We start from the raw sequence: 26,416 nt of genomic DNA, 5'->3' as shown, positions 1-26,416 counted from the left end.
AGGCCGTGCGCAGTCTTCCCTTCTCCCCTTGTGGGACCCACAAGGGGAGAAGGAGAAGACGCTGGTTCCCTCGCCCCAGCCCATGCTAACTCACCCCGCATGGCACAGAAGAAGGGATACGAGGTCGATTCGTGGCTGGCGCGGCCGGATCCGGCCATGGGGATCGTCCTGCTCTACGGCCCCGATCGCGGGCTGGTGGCCGAGCGGGCGAAGGCCTTCGCCGCGAAGACCGGCCTGCCGCTCGACGATCCGTTCTCGGTGGTCAAGCTGGATGGCGCGGAAGTCGACCGCGACGAGGGCCGTCTGCTCGACGAGGCGCGCACCGTGCCGATGTTTTCAGACCGGCGGCTGCTTTGGGTGCGCAATGCCAGCGGCCAGAAGGCGCTGGCCGACGATATCAAGGCGCTGACAGCGGAGCCCGCGCGGGATGCGATCATCCTCATCGAAGCGGGCGACCTGAAGAAGGGCACCGGCTTGAGGGCTATCGTCGAGGCCGCCGGCAACGCCATCGCCTTGCCCTGTTATGCCGATGAGGCCCGCGATCTCGATTCGGTGATCGACGACGAACTGCGCAAGGCCGGCATGTCGATGACGCTCGACGCCCGGCAGGCGCTGCGCCGCAATCTCGGCGGCGACCGGCTGGCCTCGCGCGGCGAGATCGAGAAGCTGGTGCTCTACGCTCACGGCCAGAAGGAAATCGACCTCGACGACGTCAATGCGCTGTCCGGCGATGTCTCCGGCGCCTCCTTCGACGACGCGGTCGACGCCATGCTCGACGGCAAGGTCGGCGATTTCGACGTTGCCTTCACACGCCACTGCCAGTCGGGCGGCCACCCTTTCCTTGTGCTGTCCTCGGCGATGCGCCAGCTGCAAGCGATCCAGGCGATGCGCGGCCAGATGGAATCCGGCGGCCGCAATGCCGCTTCGGTCGTGGCTAGCGCCCGCCCGCCGGTCTTCTTCTCGCGCCGCAAGCTGGTGGAAAAGACGCTGGATCGCTGGAACAGCGAAGCGCTCGGCCGGGCGCTGAACCGCCTCCAGGCCGCAGTGCTGCAGACCCGCAAGCGGCCCGATTTGTCGGAGGCGCTGGCCCGCCAGGCGCTGCTCGGCATCGCGGTGGAAAGCGCGAGGCTAGGGCAGCGGTAGGCGAGCAGGCCAGAGGGGATCTGAGGGAATGCTTTGTTTTTCGCGCCCGAAGTTTAGGCCCTTCTTCTCTCCGGCCCATTGTCCAGCCACTGCAGATCCTCCGGCGTTAGCGCAATGTCCAACGCCTTGAGGCTGTCCTCCAGCTCGTCCAGCGTGCGCGGGCCAATCAGCGGCACCGAAGGGAAGGGCTGCGCCAGGACGTAAGCCAGCGCGACATGGATTGGGCTCTTGCCGAGCTTGCGGGCCAGCTCGATGGCGCGGTCACGGCGGCCGAAGTTCTTTTCCGAATACCAGACCCGCACCAGCTCCTCATTGTCGGTCCGGTCGCGGCCGGCGCGGTCGGTGAAGAAGCCGCGACCCTGGCTCGACCAGGCGAAGTTCGGCATCTGGCGTGCCGTCAGCCAGGCTTTCCAGACGTCGGTCGAAGAGGTGATGCAGCCGGCCCAGATCGGTTCCAGCATCTCGGCCAGCGAGAAATTGTTGGAGAGCGCGCCGGGCTTCTGCTTGCCGGTACGTTCGGCATAGGCGATCGCTTCATCCATGCGCTCCATCGTCCAGTTGGAGCCGCCGAACAGGCCGCGGATGCGGCCGGCCTTCGCCTCTTGATCCATTGCATCGACGAACTCGCCGACCGGCACGTCGGGATTGTCGCGGTGCATGAAATAGATGTCGACATGGTCGGTCTGCAGGCGATCGAGCGACTGGGCGAGCTGCTTGCCGATCACGTCGGGGTAGCAGAGCGGTGAATGCGCGCCCTTGGCGATGATGACCGACTGCTCGCGCACGCCGCGATTTTTCAGCCATTGCCCAAGCAGGGTCTCGGTGTAGCCGGCGCCATAGACGAAGCCGGTATCGAACAGATTGCCGCCGGCCTCGAAATAGGCGTCGAGCAGGATCGAGCCGGAGGAAAATGTCCGGAAATCCTCGAAGCCGAGCGCCAGCCGCGAGGCCTGGCGCGGCAGGCCCGGGATGGCGCGCTTGCCGATGGCGGTGCCGCCGGTGCGAAGCGGCCGGCCGGAGATGGTGTTGACGCGCTTAGCCGGCTTCTCGATCTCATATTCCAGCCCGACCGCGGCGCGCCATCTGTCGAGCACACGCAGTGTGCCGAGGCTGTCGGCCCAGTCCATGCCCGGCCAGGCGAATTCCTGCCGGCCGGCGAGGATCGCTTCGCCGGCGGCATCGACCTCGAAGGAATAGAGGTGGCGCGTCTCGTTGAGGCTGATCACCTCGCGCTCGGCCCCGGACCGGATCACGTCGATCCGGCCCGGGCCGATATCGCGGTTGCCGCCGGCGAACCAGAAATCAGGCACTTCGATCTGACCCTTGGTGCCGAAAATGCGCAGCACATTGTCCTGGTTGAGCGAAATGCTGCAGGAGACCTCGGCGACGATCCCGTTGGCGAAGGTGAGCAGCGCCGAGGCCCATTCGTCGACGCCGGACTGGCCGAGATGGGCCGCACCCACCACCTTGTCCGGCTCGAGGAAGAGTTTTCCCGCCGTGGCGCCGGCGATCAGCCTGGCCATCGAGACCGGATAGCCACCGACATCGAGGATGCCGCCGCCGGCCAGCTCGTTGGCATAGAGCCGGTGCTGCGGCATGAAGCCCGGCATGGCGAAGCCGAAGCTCGACTTGATCATGCGGACCTCGCCGATGACGCCCGATTTGACCAGCTCGACCAGCTTCAGCGTCTGTGGGTGCAGCCGATACATGAAGGCTTCGCCAAGAAAGGTGCCGGCCTTGCGCGCCGCATGCATCATCGCGTCGGCCTCGAAGGCGGTCAGCGCCAGCGGCTTTTCGCACAGCACATGTTTGCCGGCTTCCGCGGCCTTGATCGCCCATTCGGCGTGGCCCGGATGCGGCGTCGAGATGTAGACGGCGTCAACACCATCGTCGGCCAGCAGCGCGTCATAACCATCAAGGATGCGGGCGCCCGGAAACATCTCGGCAAGGCCCGGCTTGCCGGGATTGCGGGCGCCGAGAGCGACCAGCTCGCCGTTGCGCGACTGCGCCAGGCCGCCGGCAAAAGATTTTGCAATGTTTCCGGGGCCGAGGATGCCCCAGCGGATTTTTTTCGATGTGGATGTCATGTCGGAAATTCTCCATGCGGTCGCCGCCACGCCTTCGCGATCGGGCAGAAAAGAAAAGTCAGCGGATCCTTGCGCCTGTCTTGTCGAAGAGCAGCGCGCGCTCCGCCTTGATCGAGACCGTGAAATGGTCGCTGCTGGCGCGCTGCCTCGCCGCCTCGCGCTCGATGATCAGCTCCTCGGGCCCGGCATCGGCGTAGACGTAGCTCACCGAGCCCAGATGCTCGGCGACGTCGGCCTTGACCGGAATGTCGCAGTCGCCCTCGCCGGCTTCGAAGAAATGCTCCGGTCGAACGCCCAGCACGACCTCGGTGCCTACGGCCGGCAAGGCTTTACAAAGCGGTTTGCGCAATTTGGCCCCGCCATGATTGACGAGCTCGACGATTGCCGCGCTGTTGGAGATTTCGACGACCTTGGCTGCGATGAAATTCATCTTCGGCGAGCCGATGAAGCCGGCGACGAAACGGTTGGCCGGGTCGTCATAAAGATCGAGCGGCGCACCGATCTGCTCGACATTGCCGGCCTTGAGCACGACGATGCGGTCGGCAAGCGTCATGGCTTCCGTCTGGTCATGCGTCACATAGACCATGGTGACGCCGAGCTCCTTGTGCAGGCGGGAAATCTCGACCCGCATCTGGACCCTGAGCTCCGCGTCGAGATTGCTCAGCGGCTCGTCGAACAGGAACACTTGCGGCTCGCGCACGATGGCGCGGCCGATGGCGACGCGCTGGCGCTGGCCGCCGGACAATTGCTTCGGCCGCCGCTGCATCAGCTCCTCGATGCACAGGATCTCGGCGGCGCGCTTCACCCGGCGGTCGGTATCGGCCTTCGGGTTGCCGTTCATCCTCAGCCCGAAGCTCAGATTCTGCTCCACCGTCATGTGCGGATAGAGCGCGTAGGACTGGAACACCATGGCGATGCCGCGGTCTGCCGGCTCGACATCGTTGACCAGCTTGCCGCCGATGGCGATCTCGCCGCCACTGATGTCCTCCAGCCCGGCGATCATCCGCAGAAGCGTTGACTTGCCGCAGCCGGACGGCCCGACGAAGACGACGAACTCGCCATCGGCGATGTCGATGTTGGCGCCATGGACGACCTCGAAGGTGCCGAAGCGCTTGACGACATTGGTGAGTGTGACCGCGGCCATCTCGCTCCTATCCTACTTGACCGCGCCGGCGGCGATGCCGGCGATGAAATGGCGCTGCAACAGCACGAAGACGATAAGCATCGGCACGGTCAGCAGCACGGCGCCGGCCATGATGCCGCCCCAGGACACCTTGGTGAGGCCGATCAGCGTGCCGAGCGCCACCGGCGCCGTCATCGCGCCGGGCTGGCTGTTGATCAAAAGCGGCCAGAGATAGTTGTTCCACGAGGCGAGGAAGAGGATGATGGCCAAGGCCGCCAGCATCGGCCGCGCCAGCGGCAGCGCCACGAACAGGAAGATGCGCCATTCCTTCACGCCTTCGACCCTTGCCGCATCGAACAGCTCGGCCGGCATCATCGAAAAAGCCTGGCGCATGAAAAGCACGCCCAGCGAATTGAACAGAGGCGGCACGATCAGCGCGATCCAGGTGTTTGCAAGCGCAAAATCGCGCGCCACCATGATGAATTGCGGGATCAGCACCACCGCATAGGGTAGCGTGATCGTGCCGAAGATGATCGCCACAACCAGGCCCTTGCCGAGGAACTCGTAGCGGGCCAGCGCCCAGCCGGCCATCGAGGTGAGCAGCACCGAAAGAAACGTGTAAGTCACCGCGACCGATACCGAGATGCCGATGGCGCCGACGAAATTGGTGTCGCGCTGCAGATTGTTGAAATTGTCGAGGAAATTGCCGTGCGGCAGAAGCTCGATGCCCGGGCTGAAGATGCCGTTGTCGGGCATGGTGGAAAACACCACCATCATCCACAGCGGGAACAGCCAGACCAGCGCCAGCGGCGTCAGGACAAGATGCAGCGCGATCGTCCGCCCGAGCCGTCTTTGGGAGCGCGAGGTCATTTCGGCTCCCTCATCAGCCAGAGCTGCACCAGCGTGATGGCGATGGCCAGCCCCGCCATCGTGTAGGCGATCGCCGAGGCATAGCCGAAATTGAGCGAGCGGAAGCCCTGGCGGTAAAGCAGGAGACCCAGCGTCTCGGTGCCGCCGCCCGGCCCGCCGCGCTCGGTGATCAGGAACGGCTCGGTGAAGAGTTGCATGGTGCCGATGATCGACAGCACGGCGCAGAAGACGATGACCGGCTTCAGGAGCGGCAAGGTGATGTGGAAGAACTGCTTCACCTTGCTGACGCGGTCGAGCGTTGCGGCCTCGTAGACATCGTCCGGAATGGACTGCAGGCCGGCAAGAATAATGATGGCGTTGTAACCGGCCCAGCGCCAGGTGACCGCGATCATGATCAGCGCCATGGCCGGCGTGACGTTGGAGAACCAGTCGATCTTGGGCAGACCGACGCTGTTGAGCAGCTTGTTGATGATGCCGAAATCGAGGCTGAACATCAGCCGGAACACCGCCGAATAGGCCACCTCGCCGACCACGACCGGGGCGAAGAAGGCAAAGCGGTAGAGGCCGCGCGCCTTGAGCAGCGGCGAATTCAAAAGTACCGCCATCACGATGGCCAGCGAGATCATCACCGGCACCTGGATGACGAGGATCAGCAGCGTGTTCTTCAGCGCGTTGAAGAAGGCGGGGTCGCCGATCAGGCGGCCCCAGTTGAAGGTCGGCGCGAAGCGCCACGGCACGGTGCGGGTCGCCTGGAAGGAGATGAGGAACGAGCTGATGATCGGCCAGATCCAGAAGACGGCGAAGACCAGGAGATAGGGCGTGAGGAAGCGATACGCGGTGGTGTTGCGGTAGCGCATCGACTTCCTCCTCCTTTCACGGTGGCGCCTTCTTGACGGGCGCGGTGTTGATCATGCTTTGAATTGCTGGAGCAGCGCCAATTGTCGAGGCGGCGCTGCCCTGTCTTGCCTTCTCCCCTTGTGGGAGGGTGGCCGCGAAGCGGCCGGATGAGGGGTGTTCCAGCTTGGCAACGACGGCATTCCGTCCAACACCCCTCATCCGTCTTGGCGCTGCGCGCCAATCCACCTTCTCCCACAAGGGGAGAAGGAAACTGTCGCTCACTTGACCGGCAGGCCGGTCGCCGAGGCGATCTGGCTGGCGGCGTCGTCGAGCGCGGCCTTGGCATCCGCGTAGCCGCCGCCGAGATATTTGGTCTGCACGGCACGGACGATGATCTCGGCGTCGCTCTGGAACTGCGTGCCGCGGCTCGGCACGACCTTCGGCAAGGTGGCGAGGATGTCCTTCCACACCGCCTGGCCGCCCCAGTAGTCGAGGCCCTTTGCGACGTAAGGATCGTCGAGCGCCGAGACCAGCGAGGGGACCAGGCCGAAATCCTTCAGCATGGTGATCTGGCCCTCGTTCGTCTCAAGCGTGTATTTCAGATAGGCGTAGGCGGCTTCCTTGTTCTTCGAGGCCGAGGTGATGGCCAGCGAGGAGCCGCCGAGATTGGCGGCGCGCGGGCCGTCGGCGGTGAGGCTCGGCATCAGATAGACGCCCCATTTGCCGCTTTCCTTCGGTGATTCGGTGCGGACTGTGCCCTCGTACCAGCCGCCATAGACCTGGGTGGCGACGGTGCCGGCGGTGTTGTTGGTGATCTTGGTGCCCCAGTCGGCCGAGGAGACGATGCCGGCGTCCTTCATCTCCTTGACCTTGGTCATGGCGTCGACGCATTTCGGCTGGTTGACCGTGATCGACTGGCCGTCCTCGGCGAAATAGGCGCAACCCTGCTCGTTGGAGATCATGCGGAAGAATTCGGTGTCGCCGTTGAAGTCGGCGTTGGTCATGGTGACGCCCGGATTGGCGGCCTGGATCTTCTTGCCGGCGGCGATGAAATCATCCCAGGTCTTGATCGAGGCGGGGTCGACGCCGGCCTTCTCATAGAAGTCGCGGCGGTAGAAGACGGCGACCGGGCCGGAATCCCAAGGCATCGCGTAGGCCTTGTCGCCGACCTCGAGCTCGGTGCGCTTGAAGTCCGGGAATTTCTTCTGGTCTTCCGCCGTGTAGCCCAGCGTGTGCAGGTCGACGAAGCAGTCGGGGAACTGGCTCCAGTAGTTCTCGGCCTCGCCGTTCTCGATCGAGACGATGTCGGGCAGGCCGACGCCGCCGGCGGCGCAGCCGGCGATCGACTTGTCATAGGTCGGCTGGTTGCCGAGGTCCTGAACCGTGACCTTGATGTCGGGGTACTTCTTGTTGAAGCCCTCGACGGTGGCCTTCAGCGACGAAGCGGCGATGTTCCAGCTCCAGATCGTGATTTCGCCGGATTGTGCCATAGCCGGGCCGGAGCCAAGGGCGAGCGCCAGCGCGGCGCAGGTCAGTGTGGTGCGCATTGAAATCCTCCCATTTCATTTGCTCTCTCACCGTGAGCCTGGCTAGATTATGCGTCGCGGAAGGCTTGTCCCCGTCAAAGGGAAAAAGAAATTGGCGGAAAGTAAGATGCCGGAGCGTCCGTTCTACCAGCCAGGCGCGAGCAGTGTCGAAGGCTTGCCGCTGGCTTTGCAGATGTTCCACAACCACCCGCTGGTGATGCTGAAGCCGCATTGGCACGCCCAGGTGGAAGTGAACTTCATCGTGCGCGGCAGCGTGCATTATCGCATGGCCGAGCATGAAATTGCGCTCTCGGCCGGCGAGATGTGCCTGTTCTGGGGCGGCCTGCCGCACCAGATGGACGATCTGACGGACGATGCGATCTATGCCGGCGCGCATCTGCCGCTGGTGCACTTCTTCAGGCTGCACCTGCCGGCCGATGTCAGGCACCGGCTGATGACCGGGGCGACGCTGGTCACGAATGCCACCGACCAATCCGACAACGATAATTTCAAACGCTGGAACGACTATGCGCGCTCGGGCGACGCGGCAAAGGCCGAGCATGCCGTCAACGAACTGCTGCTGCGGCTGGAGCGGGTCCGCTTCGAAGTGTACCAGCTGGTGCCGGAAACCGCGTCCGGACACGGGGCCGGCAGTCCCTTCGACCAGCAGTCGTCGCGCAATGTCGGGCGCATGTGCGATTTCATCGCCGAGAATTTCCTCTACGACATCGACTGCGTGAACATAGCGGCCGCCGCCGACATCCATCCGAAATACGCCATGAGCCTGTTCAAGAAATCGACGGGCATGACGCTCAACGAATATGTCAATCTGCTGCGGCTGAGCTACGCGCAGGCGCTTTTGATGCATGAGGGCGCCAATGTGCTGAAGGTCGCGATGGACTCCGGCTTCGGCTCGCTCAGCGCCTTCAACAAGTCGTTCCGCAAGCTTGCCGGCATGTCGCCCTCCGATTTCCGCAAGGCGGGCGTCAGGTAGCCGCCGGGTCTGTCGGTCAGGCCGCGGGCGACCGCACCGCCGGGAAGCGGACGATCACGGCGAGCCCCGGATTGTTGTCCTCCAGCGTAATGGTGGCGCCATGCAGGTCGGCCACCGCCTTGACAAGGCTCAGCCCAAGGCCGCTGCCGGGTGTGGTGCGGCTGGAATCCAGCCGGTAAAGCCGCTGGAAGACTTTTTCGCGCTCCTCGGGCGGAATACCGGGGCCGTTGTCGCGGACGTGGACGAGGATGCGGTCGTCCCGCCTGGTCGCCGACAGTTCGATCGCCGTGCCCGGCGGGCAATGCCTAAGCGCGTTCTCGACCAGATTGGCGAGCATCTGCATCAGCAGGTCGCGATCACCGTGGATATACCATTTCGTACCCGGAACGAGCTTTGCCGACAATGACTTTCCATCATCCTCGGCGACATCGGCATAGACTTCGCCGATGGTGTCGACCACGCCGCCGATGTCGAGATCGACGAAGCGGGCCTTGCGCGCGCCGGCCTCGATCTGGGCGATGCGCAGCAGCGCGTCGAAGGTCTCGTTGATCTGCAGGCTTTCGGCGCGGGCATCGGTCAGCTCAGTCGAAACATCCTCGCCCGAGGCCACCTTGTCGGCGGCCTGCTCCAGGATCATCTGCAAGCGGTTGAGCGGTGTCTTCAGGTCATGCGCGATGTTGGCGCTAACCTCCCGCATGCCGTCGACCAGCGCCGAGAGGCGGTCGAGCGCGGCGTTCACCTGGGCGGAGACGGCGTCTATGTCGTCGCCATTGCCGATCAGGGGAATGCGCGCGTCGAGCCGTCCGTGCGAAACGTCGATCATGGTGGCGGCAATGCCGTCGAGGCGCCGCTGGACGCGCAAGGCAAGGACGGCCCCGCCGGCGATCGCGAGGCCGGTGATGAACAGCGTGCCCCAGCCGAAGCTCATCAACACGATGGTCTCCAGCTCGTCGGTCTCTGCGAGCGAGAAGGCGACCGTCAGACTGTTGCCGCCGACCTCGCCCGTATAGGCGCGATACATCGTGTCTGGCGGCACGCCCGGCAATCTGGCGGCGAACATCGAGAAACCGTCGGGCAGGCCTGACGCGGTAAAGTTTCCGGCCAGGCGGTTGCCGTCGGGATCGGTCAGCGAGAAAAGCTGATCCTTGTTCGGGCTGAGGTCGGCATTGTTGTTGACCGCGGTAATCAGGTCTTCCTCGTCGTTCTCCGAATAGGTCAGGGCGACGACCGAATAGGTTTCCTTGATCGATTCATCGAGCCGTTTCGCCAGGTCGCCGCTCATCAGCTGGTAGACGATCGCGCCTGACAGGATGAAGGCGAGCACGAACAGGAAGGCAAAGGTCAGCGCCAGCCGGAACGGCGTGCTGCGCAGCAGGCTGGGGCGCGTCTGTTTCATCGCTCCAGGGGCATCGGCCAGAACAGCCAAAGCAGCGCCAGCGCCAACAACATCCAGACAACAATCATGAAGACCAGCCCTGCCTTGCTGACCGGCTTGGAGTGGCGCGTGGCCGCCTCCCGGAACTCCTGCATGAGACCGGCCGGCACCAGCTTGACCGCAAGCATGATGCCGAGCGGGACGATCAAGAGGTCATCCAGATAGCCGATGACCGGGATGAAGTCCGGAATGAGATCGATGGGGCTGAAGGCATAGGCCGCGACGGCGCCGGCCGTGGCCTTCGCATACCAGGGCACGCGAGGATCGCGGGCGGCAAGCCATAACGCCACCGTGTCGCGCTTGATGCCGCGCGCCCATCGCTTTGCAGTGTCCAGCATCGGCATGTCGTTTATATACGGACAGCCTGGCGGAAGCGCGAGGTCCGATCAAACACGTCAGCCCGGCGCATGCAGGCTGTAGCCGGTGTTGCGCACGGTGTGGATGAGCGGCACGTCGAACGGCCTGTCGACCTTGGCCCTGAGCCGGCTGATATGGGTCTCGACGACGCTGGTCTTGGGATCGAAATGGAAGTCCCAGACGCGCTCCAGCAGCATGGTGCGGGTGATCACGCGGCCCTCGCCGCGCATCAGCACTTCGAGCAGGCTGAACTCCCGCGGCTGCAGGTCGATCGCCTGGCCCTGCCTGGTTACGCGCCGCATGATCAGGTCCATTTCGAGATCGGCGACGCGCAGGCTGGTCTTCTGCTCCTGCGCCGCCGGTCGGCGGCCGAGCGCGTTGACGCGGGCAAGCAGCTCGGAAAAGGCAAAGGGCTTGACGAGATAGTCGTCGCCGCCGGCCTCCAGTCCTTCGACGCGGTCGTCGACGCCGCCGATCGAGGTCAGGAATATGGCCGGCGTCTTCACCCCTGCTGCGCGTGCGGCCTTGATCATCGACAGGCCGTCGAGGCCGGGGACCATGCGGTCGGCAATGATGACGTCGTAGGCATTGCGGGTCGCGGCGAAGAGCGCGTCCTGGCCATCGCGCAGGAGATCGCAGACATGGCCGGCCTCCGTCAGTCCCCTGACGACATAGTCGGCGGTTCTCGGATCGTCCTCAACCAGCAAAAGGCGCATCGCGTTATGTTGTCCCAGGTTTCCGCCAAGGGCAAATTTGTTCATGACACAGCTTCCTGGCTTTGGACCGGTCCTCGACGGCGCTCAACCAAGCCGCCTCGAATTTTCAGCGTGGTGGTAAACGTCACGGTAGGGAGATGACCTCACCTCAGCCTGTCCGCAGCCTTACAAATTCGTAAGAATGGCCGAAAATGCTCCCTTGCCCTCGCCATCGGGCGGGAGAAAGGCTAGTGGAGCCGTAACGTCTCTGCTCGGTGCAGGAGTGGCTGAATGGCCTACACATCGCTCAAGTCGGCGCCAAAAGCGTTCGACCAGCACAAGCGCCTGATCGTCGTCCAGGTCGCGGCCGTGCTCGCGATCGGCCTGCTATTGTTCTCCAAGCCGTTTCTCAGCGAGGGCTCGAACGGGCACGAGCTAATGGAGATGGCGGGCTTCGGCCTTGTGCTCACCTGCTTCCTCGGCCGGCTGTGGAGCATCCTCTATGTCGGCGGCAGGAAGAACGACGAGCTGGTCGTCTCGGGTCCGTTCTCGATGACCCGCAATCCGCTCTATTTCTTCTCGACCGTCGGCGCGGCCGGCATCGGGCTGATGTTCGGATCGGTGCTGGCGGCCGCGATGCTGGGGCTGGCAAGCTTCCTCGTCTTCCGGTTCACCGGCAATCGGGAGGCCGAGTTCCTGTTCGGTAAGTTCGGCGCCGCCTACACGGCCTATGCCGAGCGGACGCCGCGATTCTGGCCGAACCCGCTGCTTTACCGCGACCAGGACCACTGGGTCTTTTCCACCAGCGCGCTGAGAAGCACGTTCCGGGACGGGCTCTATTTCCTGGCCCTGTTTCCGGTCATCGAGGCGGTCGAGCATTTTCGCGTGATCGGCATGCTGCCGACCTTGTTCACAATCTACTGATCAGTCGCGCGGCGCGCCCTTTCCGGAAGGATCGCCAGGCCGCCCCGCGAGGAGCAGCACGGCGCCGATGAGTGGCAGGAGCGTAAGCCGCTTCACGGCTGTCGGCTCAATTCGTGCATGAGGATGCGCCGGCCTCCAGGCATTTCGCCGCCCGTCATCTGTTAGCGGCGAGCCCGGCCTTGTTCAATCGGCGACGAGACCCAAACTATGGCAGACCGGACATGCAGGTCGCCCGCTGCCCATCCGGCCATGGCCCGAACTTGCACCCCTATACAGGCCAGTGCGATAACGCCACGGTTCATCAGGGCCACTTCGTCGGGAATGTGTTTGAGATGACGAAACCGGTGAGAGACCTTTCCCTGCGCACCCCCATCGACGGCCGGCACCGGCAGATGCTGATCGGCGGCGAATGGCGCGATTCGGTGAGCGGGCGCACTTTCGAGACGCGCAACCCCGCCACCGGCGCGGTGATCGGTACCGTGCCGCTGTCGGACACCAAGGACATCGACCTGGCGGTGGCAGCCGCGCGGCGCGCCTTCGAAGGGCCGTGGAGCCGCTTCAAGCCCTATGAACGCCAGCTGCTGCTCTTGAAGATCGCCGATGTGATGGAGCGGCATTGGGAGGAGCTGGCGCTTTCCGACACCACCGATATGGGCATGCCGATCACCCGCACCTTGGCCAACAAGAACCGCGTGCTCGGCATGCTGCGCTTTTATGCCGGCATGGCAACGTCGATCCACGGCCACACCATCGGCAATTCGCTGCCGGGCGAGATCGTCTCCTACACGCGCAAGGAGCCGGTTGGCGTGGTCGGCGCGATCATTCCGTGGAATGCGCCGACCGCCGCCTCGATCTGGAAGATCGGCCCGGCCTTGGCCACCGGCTGCACCATCGTCTTGAAGCCGTCGGAAGAAGCGCCGCTGACGCCGCTCCTCATCGCCGACCTGATGCAGGAAGCGGGTGTGCCGCCCGGTGTCGTCAATGTCGTGACCGGCACGGGCGCGGAAGCCGGCGCGCCGCTCGCGGCGCATATGGATGTCGACAAGGTGGTCTTCACCGGCTCGACCGCCACCGGCCAGGCGATCCTGCGCGCCTCGGCCGCCAACATGAAGCGCGTGTCGCTGGAGCTCGGCGGCAAATCGCCGGTGATCGTCCTGGCCGACGCCGATATCGAGCGCGCCGTGCCGGTGGCGGCCATGTCGGTCTTCGCCAATTCCGGCCAGATCTGCATCGCCGGCTCGCGGCTCTTCGTCGAGCGGCCGATCTATGAGGAATTCGTCGAGCGGGTGGCGACTTTCGCGGCCAAGCTCAGGATCGGCGACGGCGCCGATCCGGAAACGGAGATCGGGCCGCTGATCTCGCAAACGCAGCTCGAGCGCGTCAGCGGCTTCATCGCGGACGGCGCGCGCGAGGGCGCGTGGCTGGTGACGGGCGGCACTCGCATCACCGAAGGCGCGCTGGCCGCCGGCAATTTCATGACGCCGGGCGTGTTTTCCGGCGTCACCGACGACATGCGCATCGCGCGCGAGGAAATCTTTGGACCGATCATCTCGGCGCTGCCCTTCGACACGCTGGACGAGGCGGCGCGGCGCGGCAACGACACGCCCTACGGGCTCGGCGCCGGCGTGTTCACGCGCGATGTCGGCAAGGCGCATCAGCTCGCCAACCGGCTGCGCGCCGGATCGGTCTGGGTCAACACCTATCACGCCATCGACCCGGCCGTGCCCTTCGGCGGCTACAAGATGAGCGGCTACGGCCGCGAGGGCGGGGCCGAGCATCTCGACGAATTTCTTAATACCAAGGGCGTCTGGATCCGGATCGATTGACGGTCTGTATCCGGTGGCGTTCCGTTGAACCGCCGCGCGGCTTTAACTATTTGCCTTGCGCAATTCCGAAGCGAGAGCCGTTGCACGCTTTTCCTGGTATTGCGCTGGAGCAACACAAGAGTTCGAGCGGCTCAGCGGGCTGCTCTGAAGCGGAATGGAGCGCATGAAAAAGATCGGTTTTCTTTCGTTCGGGCACTGGTCGCCCTCGCCGCAATCGGGGACGCGGTCGGGCGCGGACGCGCTGCTGCAGTCGATCGACCTTGCGGTCGCGGCCGAGGAACTGGGCGCCGACGGCGCCTATTTCCGCGTCCACCATTTTGCCCGCCAGCTCGGCTCACCCTTTCCGCTGCTTGCCGCGGCCGGCGCCAGGACCAAGCGTATTGAGCTTGGTACGGCCGTCATCGACATGCGCTACGAGAACCCGCTCTACATGGCTGAGGATGCGGGGGCGGCCGACCTCATCGCCGGCGGCCGGCTGCAGCTCGGCATCAGCCGCGGCTCGCCCGAGCAGGTGATCGATGGCTGGCGCTATTTCGGCTACGTGCCGGAAGAGGGCAAGACCGACGCCGACATGGCGCGCCGCCACGCCGAGATCTTCCTCGATGTGCTGCGCGGCGAAGGTTTCGCGCAACCGAACCCGCGGCCGATGTTTCCCAATCCGCCCGGGCTGCTCAGGCTCGAGCCGTTCTCGGAAGGCCTGCGCGAGCGCATCTGGTGGGGGGCGGCCACCAACGCCACCGCGGAATGGGCGGCCAAGCTCGGCATGAACCTGCAGAGCTCGACGCTGAAGTTCGACGAGAGCGGCGAGCCGCTGCATGTCCAGCAGGCCGAGCAGATCCGCGCCTACCGGGCCGCCTGGAAGGCGGCAGGCCACGGCCGCCAGCCGCGCGTCTCGGTCAGCCGCAGCATCTTCGCCTTAGTCAACGACATGGACCACGCCTATTTCGGCGGCAGCGAGGGCGAAGACCATTTCGGCTATATCGAGCCGGAGAAGCGCGCCGTGTTCGGCCGCACCTATGCCGCCGAGCCGGACGTGCTCATCGAGCAGCTGAAGGAGGACCAGGCGATCGCCGAGGCCGACACGCTGCTGCTGACCGTGCCCAACCAGCTCGGCGTCGACTACAACGCCCATGTCATCGAAGCGATCCTGAAGCACGTCGCACCGGCGCTGGGGTGGCGGTGAGCAAGCGCACGACTTTGGTGCCTCGGGCCGACCACGCTCAGCCATTGCCACAGCATAAAGCGAGCTGCCTTACCATCGATATTGACACCTGATAAAATGTCGCCCTACTTTGCGTAATCGGTTACGTAACCGATTACGGCTCATCAAAAGTGGAGGATAGCATGAGCAAGATTTCAAATACCCGCGGGCTCGACCTGGGCTCGTTCTCGCGCCGCCAGTTCCTGAAGACCAGCGCGCTGGCGGCCGGCGCGCTGGCTCTGCCGCTCGGTCCGGCCTTCGCCGCCGACAAGCCGAAGGTTGGCCTGGTCATGAAGTCCTTGGCCAACGAGTTCTTCAAGCAGATGCAGGCCGGCGCGGAGGCGTATGCGGCCAAGAACAAGGACAAGTTCGACTTCGCCGCCGTCGGCATGAAGGACGAGCGCGACTTCGCAGCCCAAGTCGACGCGATCGAGAACTTCATCACGCAGAACTACAACATCATCGTCGTTGCGCCGGCCGATTCGAAGGCCATGGTCACGCCGATCGCCAAGGCGCTGAAGGCCGGTATCAAGGTCATCAACATCGATGTCGCGCTCGACGAGAAAGCCAAGAAGAAGGCCGGCATCGACCTCGCCTTCTTCGGTCCGGACAACCGCGCCGGCGCCAAGCTTGCCGGCGATGCGCTCGGCAAGGCGCTGGGCAAGGGCGGCAAGGTCGTCATCCTCGAGGGCAATCCGGAGGCCGACAATGCCAAGCAGCGCAAGCTCGGCTTCGACGATTCGGTGAAGGAGTACAAGCTGAAGCTGCTCGACTCCAAGACGGCGCATTGGGAGACCGAGGAAGCCAACACGCTGATGACCAACTTCCTCACCCAGCACCCGGACATACAGGGCGTAATGGCGGCCAACGATTCGATGGCGCTCGGCGTCGTCAAGGCGATCGACGCGGCCGGCAAGTCGGGCCAGATCAAGGTCGTCGGCTTCGACAACATCCCGGCCGTCGGCCCGCTCTTGAAGAGCGGCAAGATGCTGGCCACCATCGAACAGTACGGCGCGCAGATGGCGGCGATGGGCATCGACTACGGCCTGCGCGAGCTTGCCGGCGAGAAGTTCTCCGGCTGGGTGAAGACCGACGTCAAGCTGATCACGGCGTGAGGCGAGCAAGGGCGCCGGCACTCCCTCTGGCGCCATCCATTCGCTTGTCTCATCATCGCCGCCGGCAAATTGTCGGCGGCGATGATCGCGCGTTCGCACCGCCGTTGCGGTAGAACAGCGCCATTCAGGATTGTTGCATGGACGATGCGATACTTTCCCTTGAAGGGGTCGGAAAGATCTTTCCCGGCGCCGTCGCGCTGAGCGATGTCTCGCTGTCGATCGCGCGCGGCGAAACCCACATCATCCTGGGCGAGAACGGCGCGGGAAAGTCGACGCTGATCAAGCTCTTAGCCGGTATCTACCAGCCGGACGCGGGTACCGTCGCTTTCAACGGCGCGCCCTATCAGCCGAAGACGCCGCATGATGCGCAGCAGAGCGGCATCCGCGTCGTGCATCAGGAACTGAACCTTTTGCCCTATCTCAGCATCGCCGAGAATTTGATGCTGGAAAGCCTGCCGCGGCGGCGTTTCGGCGTCGTCGACCGCAAGGCGCTCAACCGGCGCGCCGTGGCGCTGCTCAAGGAGGTCGGGCTTGATGTCGATCCGAGAACGCGCGTCGAGGCGCTCGGCGTCGCCCAGATGCAGCTGGTCGAAATCGCCAAGGCGCTGAGCTACGACAGCAAGCTTCTGGTCCTGGACGAGCCGACGGCGACGCTGACGCCGCCGGAGATCGAGCGTCTCTTTTCCATCATCAAGCGGCTCAAGGCCAAAGGCGTCACCATCATCTATATCTCGCACCGGCTGCATGAGGTGTTCGAGATCGGCGACCGGGTGACCATCTTACGCAACGGCCGGCTGGTCGCGACCCGCGACCTTCACGGCCTGTCCGTGCCGGATATCGTGCGCATGATGATCGGCCGCGACATCGCCGACGAATTCGGCTTCGATGCCTCGGTCGTGCCGGGCAAGGTCGCGCTCAGCGTGACCAATCTGAAGCGCGATGCTGCGACGCCGGAAATCTCCTTCGCGGTCAGGCATGGCGAGATCCTGGGCGTCGCCGGTCTTGTCGGCAGCGGGCGGACGGAGGCCATGCGGGCCCTGTTCGGGGCCGATCCCAAGCTCGACGGCGTCGTCGAGATCGACGGCAGGCCGGTGGCGATCACCGCGCCCAAGGATGCCGTGGGGCATGGGCTGAGCCTCCTCACCGAAGACCGCAAGGGCCAGGGCCTGCTCCTCGATCTGGCCGTCGACAAGAACATCACCATCACCGATCTCGGCAAGGTCTCGCGCCACGGGCTGGTCAACCGCCGGGCTGAGACTGCGGCAGCAAGCGATCTTGTCGGCCAGCTGCGCGTCAAGGCGAGCTCGATCGAGCAGGCGGTGCGCAATCTCTCTGGTGGCAACCAGCAGAAGGTGGTGTTGGCCAAATGGCTGTTCCGCGGCACCTCGACGCTGATCCTCGATGAGCCGACGCGCGGCGTCGACATCGGCGCGCGGCGCGAGATCTACCAGCTCTTGTGGATGCTGGCGGCGGCCCAAAAAGGTATCATCATGGTGTCGTCCGATCTGCCCGAGCTGATGGGCATGTGCCACCGCATCATCGTCTTTTCCAAGAACAAAATCGTCGGCGAGGTGCCGCGAGCCGAATTCGACCAGGAGCGCATCCTGTCGCTCGCCTATCAGGAGTATGTGCGACCATGACCGAGACGTCCGAAACCCTCGTGTCGGCGCCTGTTTCCCCCAGCCGGGCGAAGTTCCTGCGCTTTCTGATCCGCGACGCCGGCGTGCTGCTCGCGCTGGTGCTGATCACGCTGTTCTTCTCGCTTAGCGCGCCTTATTTCGCCACGCCCGGCAATGCGCTGAAGATCTTCGTGCAGATCGCCATCAACACCGTACTCGCGGCCGGCATGACCTTCGTCATCCTCACCGGTGGCATCGACCTTTCGGTCGGCTCGGTGCTGGCGCTCTGCACCGTGGTGGGGGCGACCATCATGATCGACGAGAGCCTGTCGCCGGCTGTCGCGATCACGCTGGCGCTGCTCGCCTGCATGGCGACGGGTGCCGCCTGCGGCCTGCTCAACGGCTGGATTTCGACGCGCTGGAAGATCCCCTCCTTCATCGTCACGCTCGGCATGCTCAACATGGCCGCGGGTGCGGCCCGCGTCGTCAGCGACAATTCGACCATCACCGGCCTGCCGCAAAGCTTCGTCGATTTCGGCAATCTGATCATCGGCGGCTTCCTGCCATCGATCTTCCTGGTCGCGGTGCTGGTGATCGCGGCCGGGTGGTTCGTGCTGCGCTTCACCGTCTTCGGCCGCATGATCTTCGCGGTCGGCACCAATGACGAGGCGGTGCGGCTCTCCGGCCACAATCCGGATTTCTACAAGGTCGCCGCTTTCACCATCAGCGGCCTGACCGCCGGCATCGCCGCCATGGTCTATCTCTTGCGCCTCAACATCGGCAGCCCGATCGCCGGGGTCGGCTACGAGCTCAACGCGATCGCCGCCGTCATCATCGGCGGCACCAGCCTCAGCGGCGGCAAGGGCTCGATCATCGGCACGCTGGTCGGCGCCTGCATCCTGCAGGTGCTCTCGACCGGGCTGCAGCTGCTCGGCGTGGGCGACAATTTCAAACCGATCGTAATTGGCCTTGTCATCGTGCTCGCCGTCATCCTAGACGCGTATCGGGAGAGGCTGCTGCGGAGGATCCGCTAAGAGGGAACCATGACGACGATCGCCGATGTCGCGCGCTATGCGGGGGTATCCGTCGCAACCGTCTCGCATGTGATGAACCACACGCGCCATGTCGAGCCGGAGACGGCCGAGCGCGTGCGCGCGGCGATCGCGGCCCTGCGCTACAGCCCGAATTCGCTGGCGCGGAGCCTGAGGCGAGGCGAGACCAAGACCATCGGCCTGCTGCTCCCCGACAATTCCAACCCGTTCTTCGCCGGCGTCGCGCGGCAGATCGAGGATGCCGGCTTCGTCGCCGGCTACACGGTGATCCTGTGCAACTCCGACGGCAACGCCGAGAAGGAAGAGCGCTATCTGTCGGTCTTGCTGGCAAAGCAGATCGATGGGCTGATCTTCGCCGGCTCGTCCGACCATGCGCGGGTGTTCGCGCGTCTTTCCGCCGCCGTGCCGGCGGTGCTGCTCGACCGTGAGATCCATTCCGTCAATGTCGATTCCGTGCTGGTCGACCACGACCACGGCGGCTATCTCGCCGGCCGCCATCTGGTCGGGCTCGGCCACGAACGGATCGGCGTCATCGGCGGCCCGCGCGATTCGAGCTCCAGCCCAGCCCGTGTGCGCGGCTTTACCCGGGCGCTCGCGGAAGCAGGGCTCGACCTGCCGGCTTCATCGGTGGTCGATTCCGACTATCATTTCGCCGGCGGCCGCCTGGCGATGGAGCGGCTGATGGCGCAGGCGCCGGAGATCACGGCGGTGTTCGCCTGCAACGACTTGATGGCCATGGGCGCGATCACCGCGCTGCGCTTGCGCGGATTGCGGGTTCCCGACGACATGTCGCTGGTCGGTTTCGACGACATCCCCTATGCGGTCACCACATGGCCGCCGCTGACGACGATCGCGCAGCCGGTCGAAAAGATCGGCACGCGGGCGGTGAGCCTGCTGCTCGAGCGACTTGGCGACCCCACGGCGCCGTCGCGCCGAGAGGTTCTGACGCCTGTGCTTGTCGAGCGCGAGAGCTGCGCGCGTCTGCGTGGGTAGTGTTGGCAATTGTCGACGTCGGCGCTCCCCCTCATCTGCCTGCCGGCATCTTCTCCCCGTTCACGGGGAGAAGGGGACTGGCCGCGGCCTCGGCGCTCATCCTGCAACGTTGGCAATTGGCGAAAGCGCCGATGCCAGCGTCTTTCTCCCCGTTACTATACGGGGAGAAATACCCGGCAGGGCAATGAGGGGCGGCGCTGACCTGGCAAGCAAAAAGCGGCGTCTTAGAAACTGCCGATAGGCCTGTGGCTCCTCCGCGAATTCCCTCAAGCGGCCGGCTGCATGGCGGCTCTCAGCAGCATGCCGAACAGGTCACGCGGCTCGTCCGGGTCGGCGAGTAGGTCGAGCTCTTCATAGAGGCCGGTGGCCTTGAGCTGGTCGCGGACATAGCGCAGCGCGGAAAAATCTTCCGTTGCGAAGCCGACGGAATCGAACAGCGTGATCTGCTTGGCCGACTTGCGGCCCTCGGCCTGGCCGGTGATCACCTGCCACAGCTCCGTCACCGGATGGTTGGGATCGAGCTGCTGGATCTCGCCCTCGATGCGCGTCTGCGGCGGGAACTCGACGAAGATGTCGGAGCGCAACAGGATGTCACGATGGAGTTCCGTCTTGCCCGGGCAGTCGCCGCCGACCGCATTGATGTGGACTCCGGAGCCCACCATGTTGTCGGTGAGGATGGTGGCGTACTGCTTGTCGGCCGTCACCGTGGTGATGATGTCGACGCCTTCCACCGCATCCTGCCCGGTCGAACAGATGGTGATGTCGAAACCTTTGCCGGCGAGGTTGCGCGCGCATTTTTCCGAGGCCGAGCGGTCGATGTCGTAGAGCCGCAGCCGGTCGATGCCGAGCAGCGCCTTGAAGGCAATGGCCTGGAACTCGGACTGGGCGCCGTTGCCGATGATGGCCATGGCGCGCGAGCCCTTCGGCGCCAGATACTTGGCCGCGAGCGCCGAGGTGGCGGCGGTGCGCAGCGCCGTCAGGATCGTCATCTCGGTGAGCAGCATCGGATAGCCGGAGCCGACATCGGCGAGCACGCCAAAGGCGGTGACCGTCTGGCGGCCCTCGCGCATGTTCTTCGGATGGCCGTTGACATATTTGAAGCCGTAGAGCCGCCCGTCGCTGGTCGGCATCAGCTCGATGACGCCGTCATGGCTGTGCGAGGCGATGCGCGGCGTCTTGTCGAACAGCTCCCAGCGGCGGAAATCCTCCTCGATATAGGCGGCGAGCTCGGTGAGAAACCGCTCGACCCCGATGGCGAGCACCAGCTTCATCATGCGGTCGACGCTGACGAAGGGGACGATGGCAAGGCGGGAAGGCTGGGTCATGGTCAGATGCTTCCGGAATGGCTGCGGGTCGGGCGGTCCATGATGCGGCGGCCCATCAGGCTGGCGGTGAGGTCGACCATCAGGGTGGCGGTGCGGCCGCGCTCGTCGAGGAACGGGTTCAGCTCGACCAGGTCAAGGCTGGAGACCAGGCCGCTGTCGGAGAGCATCTCCATCACCAGATGCGCCTCGCGGAAGGTGGCGCCGCCGGGCACGGTGGTGCCGACGGCCGGCGCGATCGATGGGTCGAGGAAATCGACATCGAGGCTGACATGCAGCAGTCCGTTTGCCTCCTCGACGCGCGCGAGGAAGGCGCGCAGCAGCGGGGCGATGCCGTGCTCGTCGATGGCGCGCATATCATGCACGGTCACGCCCGCTTCCTTCAGCGCGCGGCGCTCTGCCGGATCGACACTGCGCAGGCCCATGGTGCAGACGCGGGCAGGGTCGACCGCCGTCGGCAGATCCGGGAAATAGCCCGAAAAACCCGGCCGGCCGCTGGCATAGGCGAGCGGCACGCCATGCAGATTGCCGCTGGTGGTGGTGTCGAGCGTGTGGAAATCCGGATGCGCGTCGAGCCACAGCACGAAGAGCGGCCGGCCGCGTTCGGCGGCGCGACGCGCCACGCCGGATACCGTGCCGGCGGAGATCGAGTGGTCGCCGCCGAGGAAGATCGGCATGGCATCCTGCGACGCCGCGAAGGCGGTCTCGGAAATCGCCGCGGTCCAGGCGGAAATCTCGGGCAGGGCCTTCAATACGAGATTGCCGTGGACGACGGCGCGCACCTCGGCCGGCTGGACGGCGCCCCAGTCCTCGACCTCGTGGCCGAGTTCCGACAGCACCGAGACGAGCCCCGCGGTGCGCAGCGCGCTCGGCCCCATCTCGCATCCCATCCTGCCCGCGCCGTCCTGCACCGGCGCGCCGACGATCCTGCAGCGCATGATTCTTTCCGCCCTTGCGATTGATTGCGGCAGTGAACCACCGCCGCCCGGCGGTTTGAACAGGGTAAATTGGCATTTCGAGAAGTTCAGTCTATCATATTGAGCATAATAATTGACCAAAATGGAGGATCATGGACACGCTCGACGAAAGGCTGGTGACGCTTCTCAGGCACGATGCACGGCGCAGCGTCTCGGACCTCGCACTCGACCTCGGCGTTTCGCGCGCGACGGTCAGAGCGCGCATGGAGCGGCTGGAGAAATCCGGCGAGATCATCGGCTACACGGTGGTGCTGCGCGCCGACGCGGTCGACCAGCGGATACGCGGCGTGATGATGATCGAGATCGAGGGCCATGCCGCGGACCGCGTGATCAGGGCGCTCGGCGGCTTTCCGGAGGTTTCGACCATCCACACCACCAATGGCCGCTGGGACCTGGTGGTCGAGCTCGGCACCGCCTCGCTCACCGATTTCGACGCCGTGCTGCGGCGGATACGGCTGATCCCGGGTATCACGGGGAGCGAGACCAGCCTGCTGCTGGCGACTCCGCGGACGACCAGGGCAAGGCTGGGGTAGCCTTCGCGCAATCCGCCGCCCCCTGCACGCGAGGCTGCTCCTCGAGGCGGGCTCCGGTCAGACGGCCGAGATGCCCGCTACCCGAAAAGAGTATGGCCCGAAGCGATCGAGGGTATCTTTCCCGAGATGGCACGACATGGCTGCCGCAGAGCAATGCTTCGCACTGGAAAGGCGGCTTAGCCCGACACCTCGTGAAATTCGGCCAGTTGCCTGTTTAAGGGGACAAGCGATCTAGATTGATTTATGTCGGCTGGTCAGTCTGGGATATTTCGGACAGTTTCTGGCAAGCCAAAGTCATATGGGAGATGCAGTGGCGACCAAGGCAACAGCAGTCTGCATCTTGGGGATGCACCGCAGCGGAACCTCCAGCGTTACCCGCGCCATTAGCCTATTGGGATTTTATCTCGGTAGCGAAGCCAATTTAATGGGGCCCGGCGCGGACAATCCGGAAGGGTTCTGGGAGCATACGGAAATCTGCACCCTACAGGAGCGCCTGCTGCAGCAATTAAATCGCCGTTGGGATACGCCGTTGCCGCTGCCGGAAGGCTGGCAACAAACGGAAATGGTCCGGCCTTTTCGGGAGGAACTAAAACAACTCGTTGCAAGCAATTTTGCCGGGCATACGTCTTGGGCGTGGAAGGACCCGCGCTCCTGTTTGTTGATGCCGTTGTGGCGCGAAATCCTGGCCGAATTGCACGTTGATTTGCGTTGCCTGTTTGTTGTGCGCAGCCCGATCGAAGTAACAAACTCACTTGCTAGACGTGACCCGATCTCTGTCAACCATGCCATGGGTGTCTGGTTCAATTATTGCATCACCGCGCTCAAGGACACTATTGACGTGCCGACGGCTTTCTTAAGCTATGACACGTTTATAGCATCCTGGGAGACGGAATTGCGCCGCTGCGCCGACATCCTGAATCTTGACTGGCTCGACGACGAAAAAACGCTGCATGAAACGATGCAAGCGTTTATTCGCCCTGACCTCCGTCACAATAGGTCAAACCGGGCCGACTTGGCCGATGTGCCGCTGCCTGCGCGTAAACTCTACGAGACCCTGGTCGCCGCCTGCGCTCAGACTGCGTCACAGGGAAATTGTTTCAAACGAGAAGTCAGCGAACTCGCTGCGGATTTTCACGCTTATGCGCGCTTCTTTGAATCTGACCTGCAAGGTCAGGCACGACCGTCACCCATTAACCGCACATTTTCCCGCTGGAGAAAATCCTTCCGCAAACGTTTTAGCATTAACTGAAACGAGAGTTTAGCCCGATACTGGACTCGTGACGGGTCGCTAATCTGCCTTTAACGCCGTTTCGGGAATCGAAAGCAATTGCTCCGGCCAATCGTCCGGGAAGTCGCTCTATGGCGACTTGAAGTCGGTTTGTAGGCTGCCGGCGAGCAGCGACAAAGACGTCGAAAACCGGCTTGTTCTGGCCGATCTCTGGCTTGCTGACTTAACGATTGAGATAGCGGCCTCGCCACAGCCAGTCCCGGGCGACACTAGGGCGTGCGCATGGGTCATATGGAGAGATGATTGGTGGCGCATTCCGTCAGACGGGCACCAATCTTTCTTGCGTCCCGCCAAGATATCGGTTCCAGATATCCGCCTGACCTACAGCAATTGGCCATCGATCTCGTGATGGAACAGGCCAACGTCGTGTGTGAGAAGTGGGTGGACCACTAGTCCGCAGTAACTCCCCTGCCCGCTCCCCGGCCCCAGACAGCAAAAGGCCCGGATACCCGGGCCCTTTAAGCTTTTCAAATCAAAGAAGACTTGGAGCGGGTGAGGCGATTCGAACGCCCGACCCCAACCTTGGCAAGGTTGTGCTCTACCCCTGAGCTACACCCGCTCGCGCGGCCTTGGGCCGCAAGCCGCGCCTATATGGCCGAAGAGCGCGGCGATTGCAACAGGGAAATGACGGTCTTTTTGGCCGCACCCCGCAGACGCCGACGAGGGCGCCCGGGAACGTGCGGATTGCTTCGCCGCGCTGGGGGCCGCGGCCTCGCCCTGGAGCAGTTCACCGTTCGTGGAAACGCAGAACCGCTCCCTCTCTTTGTTCTTGGCGCAATTCCGGACGGAAAACCGTTTCATACTTTCCTGGAATTGCTCTGGGGCGCCATTGGCCGTAAACGGCATCACCATGCCAGCTGGACGAAGTGAGGACCGATGCCGAAGACCGAAGCCGAGCTCTATGCCTTTCTTGCCGATCTCGGCATCTCCGTTTCGACGGTGCGGCATCCGCCGCTGTTCACGGTGGCCGATTCGCAGGCGCTGCGCGGCGAGATCCCGGGCGGGCACACCAAGAACCTCTTCCTCAAGGACAAGAAGGACAATTTCTTCCTCGTCACCGTCGGCGAGGAGGCGGAGGTCGATCTCAAGCAGATCCATCATCTGATCGGTGCCGCCAGCCGCGTGTCCTTCGGCAAGCCGGAAATGCTGATGGAACTGCTCGGCGTCATTCCGGGCGCGGTCACCGTCTTCGGCCTGATCAACGACACAACCGGGCGGGTGAAGGTGGTTCTCGACCAGGAGTTGATGAGCCACGAGGTCATCAACGGTCATCCGCTGACCAACGAGGCGACGACGACCATCGCCGCCGCCGATCTCATCAGATTCGTCAAGGCAACCGGCCACGATCCTGTTATCTTGAAAGTCTCGGCCTGATCGCCACATGGAGGGCGAAACCGAAATCCGACAATGACGCGCCGCGCCTTCATGCCGGCGGCGGCGCGACCGAAAGGGCGACGACATGAGTGACAACAACCCGTTCAGCGGCTCATTTGGCGGCAATTCCGGCCAGTACGACCAATCCGTCCAGTATGGCGGGGCCGACCGCGCCAAGGTACCGCTCCGCGAAGCACCGGCCGCCGCCGACCTGGTCAAGGACACCACGACCGCGACATTCGCGGCCGACGTCATCCAGGAATCGCGCCGCCAGCCGGTGCTGGTCGACTTCTGGGCGCCCTGGTGCGGCCCTTGCAAGCAGCTGACGCCGCAGCTCGAAAAGGCGGTGAAGGCCGCCGGCGGCAAGGTCAAGCTGGTCAAGATGAACATCGACGACCATCCCTCGGTCGCCGGCCAGCTCGGCATCCAGTCTATCCCCGCCGTCATCGCCTTCAAGGACGGCCAGCCGGTCGATGGCTTCATGGGCGCCATTCCCGAAAGCCAGATCACGCAGTTCATCCAGAAGGTCGGCGGCAAGGGCGGCGGGGCGCCGCAGATCACCGAGGCGCTTGCCGCGGCCCGCGAGGCGCGTGAGGCCGGCGACGTCCAGACCGCGGCTGACATCTACGACGCGATCCTCGAGCAGGCACCCGAAACCATCGAGGCGATCGCCGGGCTTGGCGAGATCCTGTTCGACGCCGGCGACAGCCAAGGCGCCGAGGCGGTGCTTGCGAAGGCGCCGGAGGACAAGAAGGACGCGCCGCCGCTTGCCGCTCTGCGCGCCAAGATGGCGCTCGCCGCGCAGGCCGCCGCGCTCGGCAATCCGGCCGAGCTCGAGCGCCGGCTCGCGGCCAATCCGAACGATCATCAGGCGCGGTTCGACCTGGCGATGGTGCAGAATGCGCGCGGCGACCGGATGCAGGCCGCCGACAATCTTCTGGCGATCGTCAAGGCCGACCGGACGTGGAACGACGACGGCGCGCGGGCGCAGCTCTTGAAGTTCTTCGAGGCATGGGGGATGACCGACGAGGCGACGCTTGCGGCGCGGCGCAAGCTGTCGTCGTTGTTGTTCTCCTGAGCGATTTGCCGGCTCTGTTTGCCGGTAAAGGGCTTGCGCAACGCGGC

At 64.3% G+C, this 26,416-nt stretch carries 23 protein-coding genes and 1 tRNA gene; 13 read left to right on the top strand and 11 right to left on the bottom strand.

Annotation, left to right across the window (positions count from 1 at the left end; all coding sequences use genetic code 11):
* Nucleotides 1-99 precede the first annotated feature (99 nt).
* Complete coding sequence (gene holA, locus RFN28_RS11850; protein WP_320287524.1) at nucleotides 100-1,143, top strand: DNA polymerase III subunit delta; 1,044 nt, start codon at nucleotides 100-102, stop codon at nucleotides 1,141-1,143.
* A 53-nt stretch (nucleotides 1,144-1,196) separates the two neighbouring features.
* Here holA and RFN28_RS11845 read toward each other — a convergent pair whose 3' ends face one another.
* The 5 genes from RFN28_RS11845 to RFN28_RS11825 form a co-directional block, all read right to left on the bottom strand.
* Nucleotides 1,197-3,230 carry an aldo/keto reductase gene (locus RFN28_RS11845; RefSeq protein ID WP_320287523.1) on the bottom strand — a complete coding sequence of 678 codons (2,034 nt, stop codon included), beginning with the start codon at nucleotides 3,228-3,230 and terminating at the stop codon, nucleotides 1,197-1,199.
* A gap of 58 nt (nucleotides 3,231-3,288) precedes the next feature.
* Nucleotides 3,289-4,374, bottom strand: coding sequence for an ABC transporter ATP-binding protein (locus tag RFN28_RS11840; RefSeq protein ID WP_320287522.1), 1,086 nt, complete (start codon nucleotides 4,372-4,374; stop codon nucleotides 3,289-3,291).
* Between the two features lie 12 nt (nucleotides 4,375-4,386).
* On the bottom strand, nucleotides 4,387-5,223 hold the full coding sequence (locus RFN28_RS11835; protein WP_320287521.1) for a carbohydrate ABC transporter permease: 837 nt from the start codon (nucleotides 5,221-5,223) through the stop codon (nucleotides 4,387-4,389).
* The gene (locus tag RFN28_RS11830; RefSeq protein ID WP_320287520.1) at nucleotides 5,220-6,080 is read right to left on the bottom strand and encodes a carbohydrate ABC transporter permease; all 861 of its coding nucleotides are present in this window, start codon (nucleotides 6,078-6,080) and stop codon (nucleotides 5,220-5,222) included. Before RFN28_RS11830 ends, RFN28_RS11835 begins: the two co-directional genes overlap by 4 nt.
* Nucleotides 6,081-6,338: 258 nt before the next feature.
* Nucleotides 6,339-7,607: an ABC transporter substrate-binding protein gene (locus RFN28_RS11825; RefSeq protein WP_320287519.1), complete on the bottom strand. Its 1,269-nt coding sequence runs from the start codon at nucleotides 7,605-7,607 to the stop codon at nucleotides 6,339-6,341.
* A gap of 106 nt (nucleotides 7,608-7,713) precedes the next feature.
* Here RFN28_RS11825 and RFN28_RS11820 point away from each other — a divergent pair, with 106 nt between their 5' ends.
* A complete protein-coding gene (locus tag RFN28_RS11820) occupies nucleotides 7,714-8,580 on the top strand; it encodes a helix-turn-helix domain-containing protein (RefSeq protein ID WP_320287518.1) in 867 nt (288 codons plus the stop codon).
* A 16-nt stretch (nucleotides 8,581-8,596) separates the two neighbouring features.
* Here the strand turns inward: RFN28_RS11820 and RFN28_RS11815 are convergent, their stop codons facing one another.
* Genes RFN28_RS11815 through RFN28_RS11805 form a run of 3 tightly spaced genes read right to left on the bottom strand, consistent with a single transcriptional unit; the run spans nucleotide 8,597 to nucleotide 11,088 of the window.
* On the bottom strand, nucleotides 8,597-9,976 hold the full coding sequence (locus tag RFN28_RS11815; protein WP_320287517.1) for a sensor histidine kinase: 1,380 nt from the start codon (nucleotides 9,974-9,976) through the stop codon (nucleotides 8,597-8,599).
* Complete coding sequence (locus RFN28_RS11810) at nucleotides 9,973-10,359, bottom strand: YkvA family protein (protein WP_320287516.1); 387 nt, start codon at nucleotides 10,357-10,359, stop codon at nucleotides 9,973-9,975. Before RFN28_RS11810 ends, RFN28_RS11815 begins: the two co-directional genes overlap by 4 nt.
* A gap of 51 nt (nucleotides 10,360-10,410) precedes the next feature.
* Nucleotides 10,411-11,088, bottom strand: coding sequence for a winged helix-turn-helix domain-containing protein (locus RFN28_RS11805; RefSeq protein ID WP_320287593.1), 678 nt, complete (start codon nucleotides 11,086-11,088; stop codon nucleotides 10,411-10,413).
* Between the two features lie 270 nt (nucleotides 11,089-11,358).
* Here RFN28_RS11805 and RFN28_RS11800 point away from each other — a divergent pair, with 270 nt between their 5' ends.
* The 7 genes from RFN28_RS11800 (at nucleotide 11,359) to RFN28_RS11770 (ending at nucleotide 19,797) form a co-directional block, all read left to right on the top strand.
* Complete coding sequence (locus RFN28_RS11800) at nucleotides 11,359-11,991, top strand: methyltransferase family protein (protein WP_320287515.1); 633 nt, start codon at nucleotides 11,359-11,361, stop codon at nucleotides 11,989-11,991.
* Between the two features lie 332 nt (nucleotides 11,992-12,323).
* Nucleotides 12,324-13,817 (top strand): aldehyde dehydrogenase family protein, encoded by a 1,494-nt coding sequence (locus RFN28_RS11795; RefSeq protein ID WP_320287514.1) that lies wholly within the window; start codon nucleotides 12,324-12,326, stop codon nucleotides 13,815-13,817.
* A 163-nt stretch (nucleotides 13,818-13,980) separates the two neighbouring features.
* Nucleotides 13,981-15,000 (top strand): LLM class flavin-dependent oxidoreductase, encoded by a 1,020-nt coding sequence (locus RFN28_RS11790; RefSeq protein ID WP_320287513.1) that lies wholly within the window; start codon nucleotides 13,981-13,983, stop codon nucleotides 14,998-15,000.
* Between the two features lie 161 nt (nucleotides 15,001-15,161).
* The gene (locus RFN28_RS11785) at nucleotides 15,162-16,133 is read left to right on the top strand and encodes a sugar ABC transporter substrate-binding protein (protein ID WP_320287512.1); all 972 of its coding nucleotides are present in this window, start codon (nucleotides 15,162-15,164) and stop codon (nucleotides 16,131-16,133) included.
* 137 nt (nucleotides 16,134-16,270) lie between these two features.
* Nucleotides 16,271-17,773 carry a sugar ABC transporter ATP-binding protein gene (locus tag RFN28_RS11780; RefSeq protein ID WP_320287511.1) on the top strand — a complete coding sequence of 501 codons (1,503 nt, stop codon included), beginning with the start codon at nucleotides 16,271-16,273 and terminating at the stop codon, nucleotides 17,771-17,773.
* Entirely contained in the window at nucleotides 17,770-18,786 is a 1,017-nt protein-coding gene (locus RFN28_RS11775; RefSeq protein ID WP_320287510.1) for an ABC transporter permease, read from the top strand. The genes RFN28_RS11780 and RFN28_RS11775 overlap by 4 nt, the downstream gene beginning before the upstream one ends.
* 9 nt (nucleotides 18,787-18,795) lie before the next feature.
* Nucleotides 18,796-19,797, top strand: coding sequence for a LacI family DNA-binding transcriptional regulator (locus tag RFN28_RS11770; RefSeq protein ID WP_320287509.1), 1,002 nt, complete (start codon nucleotides 18,796-18,798; stop codon nucleotides 19,795-19,797).
* A gap of 266 nt (nucleotides 19,798-20,063) precedes the next feature.
* Here the strand turns inward: RFN28_RS11770 and ocd are convergent, their stop codons facing one another.
* Together ocd and rocF are read right to left on the bottom strand one after the other, a co-directional pair.
* Nucleotides 20,064-21,122 carry an ornithine cyclodeaminase gene (ocd, locus tag RFN28_RS11765; protein WP_320287508.1) on the bottom strand — a complete coding sequence of 353 codons (1,059 nt, stop codon included), beginning with the start codon at nucleotides 21,120-21,122 and terminating at the stop codon, nucleotides 20,064-20,066.
* Nucleotides 21,123-21,124: 2 nt separating this feature from the next.
* Nucleotides 21,125-22,057 (bottom strand): arginase, encoded by a 933-nt coding sequence (gene rocF, locus RFN28_RS11760; protein WP_320287507.1) that lies wholly within the window; start codon nucleotides 22,055-22,057, stop codon nucleotides 21,125-21,127.
* Nucleotides 22,058-22,188: 131 nt separating this feature from the next.
* Between rocF and RFN28_RS11755 the strand changes: the two genes are divergently transcribed.
* Both RFN28_RS11755 and RFN28_RS11750 read left to right on the top strand, forming a co-directional pair.
* Nucleotides 22,189-22,629, top strand: coding sequence for an Lrp/AsnC family transcriptional regulator (locus RFN28_RS11755; RefSeq protein ID WP_320287506.1), 441 nt, complete (start codon nucleotides 22,189-22,191; stop codon nucleotides 22,627-22,629).
* 310 nt (nucleotides 22,630-22,939) lie between these two features.
* On the top strand, nucleotides 22,940-23,878 hold the full coding sequence (locus RFN28_RS11750) for a sulfotransferase family protein (protein WP_320287505.1): 939 nt from the start codon (nucleotides 22,940-22,942) through the stop codon (nucleotides 23,876-23,878).
* A gap of 523 nt (nucleotides 23,879-24,401) precedes the next feature.
* On the opposite strand, the gene RFN28_RS11745 is transcribed toward RFN28_RS11750, so the two are convergent.
* Nucleotides 24,402-24,476, bottom strand: a tRNA-Gly gene (locus RFN28_RS11745).
* A gap of 317 nt (nucleotides 24,477-24,793) precedes the next feature.
* Here RFN28_RS11745 and RFN28_RS11740 point away from each other — a divergent pair.
* Nucleotides 24,794-25,291: a prolyl-tRNA synthetase associated domain-containing protein gene (locus RFN28_RS11740; RefSeq protein ID WP_320287504.1), complete on the top strand. Its 498-nt coding sequence runs from the start codon at nucleotides 24,794-24,796 to the stop codon at nucleotides 25,289-25,291.
* Nucleotides 25,292-25,376: 85 nt separating this feature from the next.
* Nucleotides 25,377-26,369, top strand: a complete 993-nt coding sequence (trxA, locus tag RFN28_RS11735) for a thioredoxin (RefSeq protein ID WP_320287503.1) — start codon at nucleotides 25,377-25,379, stop codon at nucleotides 26,367-26,369.
* The last annotated feature ends 47 nt before the right edge of the window (nucleotides 26,370-26,416 follow it).

The organism is Mesorhizobium album (assembly GCF_033977205.1).
Classification (GTDB): domain Bacteria; phylum Pseudomonadota; class Alphaproteobacteria; order Rhizobiales; family Rhizobiaceae; genus Mesorhizobium; species Mesorhizobium album.
Note: the sequence above shows the minus strand (reverse complement) of the source record. Positions and strands in the feature narration are given on the sequence as shown.